Annotated in this window: 3 protein-coding genes; 1 reads left to right on the top strand and 2 read right to left on the bottom strand. The window is 45.9% G+C overall.

Features of this window, described 5'->3' with window-relative positions; all coding sequences use genetic code 11:
• Positions 1–697: 697 nt before the first annotated feature.
• Complete coding sequence (locus DW657_RS16945) at positions 698–1,015, top strand: helix-turn-helix domain-containing protein (protein WP_118313522.1); 318 nt, start codon at positions 698–700, stop codon at positions 1,013–1,015.
• 74 nt (positions 1,016–1,089) lie between these two features.
• Here the strand turns inward: DW657_RS16945 and DW657_RS16940 are convergent, their stop codons facing one another.
• Positions 1,090–1,509, bottom strand: a complete 420-nt coding sequence (locus DW657_RS16940; protein ID WP_118313521.1) for a DUF6078 family protein — start codon at positions 1,507–1,509, stop codon at positions 1,090–1,092.
• A gap of 400 nt (positions 1,510–1,909) precedes the next feature.
• Positions 1,910–3,076, bottom strand: a 1,167-nt coding sequence (locus tag DW657_RS16935) for a VapE domain-containing protein (protein WP_118313520.1), incomplete at its 5' end; no start/stop codon positions are given.

The raw sequence follows: 3,076 nt of genomic DNA, 5'->3' as shown, positions 1-3,076 counted from the left end.
TTGGATGATAGTTGCGGATTTTAGGATTAATAGATTTCATATTTTACCATATTAGTTATTATTCACCACATTCTTTCATCTACCGTATTGCCCCCATCAGGCAGCCAATATACTGATAGATTTTGCAAAGATACAGTTTTTATGTTAGAATGTAGCATAATCGCCTGCATTTTAGGCATTATTATCTTTTTTATTATAGGTATAAAGTGCACTTTTCCCGCCAGGTATCAAAAAAGAAAGTCTCCCGCCAGGCGTCCCGGCGGATTTGAAATCCGCCGTAAAAAAGGTTCGACCTATTAAAACCGGGGGATTTGCAATCCCCCAACAACAACCCCAAAAAGCACAAACTGGTTGTTGCGGATTGCAAATCCGCAAAGCCTAAATAGGTTAGGACATTTTTAACGGCGGATTGCAAATCCGCCGAACGCCTAACGGGAAAGGACAGGGTTCTTTGGCAGCAAAGAGACGAATAAATAGCGAAATTGCACTGAATAGAGTGCAATTTTCTAAAATTGCATTATAATTGCCAAAAACTAGCAGATAATCTGCGCTTACTTCTCTACCAGCACATCCTGCTCCTCGTAGCTGTCGTATCCCAGACTTGCGAATTATAGTTAATAAAGAATAAAAAAAAGTGTGTATGTTTACATATATGCTAACTAATCTGTATTTTTGCATTATATAAAAAAAAGAGAATATGTTTGAGCGACCGAAATTTTACACAGAAGACGAAGCTTTAGATAAAGTACTTGGTAAGGAAGGTACACCATTGCGTAATCAATATGAATCAGACATGAATGCTTTTCTGATGGGAGAAGCTATCAAAAAAGCACGCCAATCGAAGAATCTGACTCAAGAGGAACTTGGAGCACTAATTGGAGTAAAGAAATCACAAGTTTCTAGAATAGAAAAAGGAAACAATATCACATTTGCTACCATAGCCAAAGTTTTTAGAGCAATGGGAATCTCTGCCAGCTTTGAAATGGCAGGTATTGGCAAAGTCGCATTATGGTGACAAACTGTATGAGTACCTAGGTGTCTCCAAGAGCGTAAGCCCGCCAGGCAGGACGCCTGGCGGATCCAATGCGCCTACTTCTCTACCAGCACATCCTGCTCCTCGTAGCTGTCGAACCCCAGACTGAGGTCGGCACCTCTTTCCTTGAAAATCTCCAGAAGGTCTGCCTGCATCTGAGGATTGAGAGGGAACTCGCCATTCCTTGCCTTGTAGAAACGGCGCTGGGTGAATGGCGTATATACGTTCAGATATTTGGCATTGCCCGATGGGATGGATTTGCAGAGACGGATGAAACCTCTTGCCCAGCGCTGACGTTCGGAAATGAGATGGTAAGGACAGACTTCTCCCTCTACCTGGAGAAGATCGGTATTCAAGACCATGAAGGAAGCCTCTTCAGCCTTTGCCTTCTGATAATTGGCGTAACGGGCACAGGTGTTGCTACGGCTGCAGGATGCCAATGGGCATGTAATGTTGTAAGGAATGTACTTGTTCATATTTGCGTAATGTTTTAAAAGTTATTCTATAGTCTATTATATAAAATTCTATTGTCTATTATATAATAAGGTGTGATGGTACTTACGATATGTCGGAACGTCTCTGAGAGGTCGTCGTGATAGTCCTGACGGGTGGTAAAGAGGCACCTTTCGATTATTGCCTCACTACGGCACAATATTGCCCTTTACCAGGGCAATATCTTGCCATTGCCAGGCACGAAACGATACGTCGGGAGATAGAAAAACCTTACTCTCCATTTTACTCTTCACTCTTCACAGATTAGCCTGAAACCCCGATAAACACTGGGGTTGCGAGAGGTGAAGAGTGGCCGACCACTCTTCACCACTCTTCACACCTTCCGGTTGAGAAAAGGCTCCCCACGGTTTATCCCCGTTTTTCTCAAGCCGAGAGAGCAAGGAGCTGATAGGCCTGTCCGTTTCTGGTATGCCTGCTCTTGCATCCCATAAACTTGAGGGCTTGACCTATCTTGATCTTCGTGCTCAAATTTCCCACCAGCATAGGATATTGCAGATGAAGTACATCGAAAACCTCGGAACTCACCATCCATTTGCCTTCCTCTTCCTCTGACGGCATTCGGAAACAGTAACTAATCATGGTCTCCAGATCATCCACCTTGAAGAAGGGCTGGTTGAATTCCTGGATGCGTGCCACCTCATCATTGGTGAACCAATAAGGGGTCTGCTTATCACGAAGCTCATACATCATTTGTGCATAGAGCTGGTCATAATTGATGACCGAACTGTTGTCTATAAACTCCCCGTCGGGAACTCGAAGACAGAGATAACGGCGACTTCCCGTCGGGTCGCAGAGTGGATGCTCATCGTTGGTGGTTGCCAGAAAAGAGGCGTATCTTCTGCGGTCTGCCTGACTCTTTCCGAAGATAGGGCGACCATTCACCTTTACCTTCGAAAGCGTCTGTTTCAGCTTGCCCTGCTGGGCAACGGTAATGTTGGCAAGCTCATCAATGTTCACCAGAAGATTATGGGTGAGCGCCATTTCAGAATCAAACTTGTTGCCGAAGTTGATGTGGTCGAGGAAATACTGGCGAAGTTCCTCGGGCAGCAGTCGGACGGCGAAGGTACTTTTTCCGCAACCCTGCTGTCCGATAAGCACCGGTACGGCTTCATTTCCGTGCAGCATATCCATCTGCAACCAATGGGCTACTGCCGAACGGAACCAGGTGGCACACCAGCCAAGCTGTTCGCTGGTCAACCCCGGAATTCTGCCGAAAAGAGCAGCCACATGGTTCTTGCCATCCCATTTCGGCAACTTGTTCATGTATTCCTGGATAGGGTCGAAGACGGGAACGGCATCCGACTTGATGTACTCCTCGATGTCCTGTCTTGGCGACTTCTTCTCGCCGATTCCCAATTTCTTGGCGCGGCGAACGATGGAGTTGAAAGCCTCAGCTGTAAGCACCTTCCAGTTCTTCTCCTCAGGGCTCTCCTCCTTCTTCGGATTCTCCTCCTTCTTCTCCAACTCCTTCTCCTCGGAATTCTCCATCTCCTCTTCAGGCTTGATGCAGAAGAACTCGGTCTTTCCGTT

This window comes from Prevotella sp. AM23-5, from assembly GCF_003473645.1.
Lineage (GTDB): Bacteria > Bacteroidota > Bacteroidia > Bacteroidales > Bacteroidaceae > Prevotella > Prevotella copri_A.
Note: the sequence above shows the minus strand (reverse complement) of the source record. Positions and strands in the feature narration are given on the sequence as shown.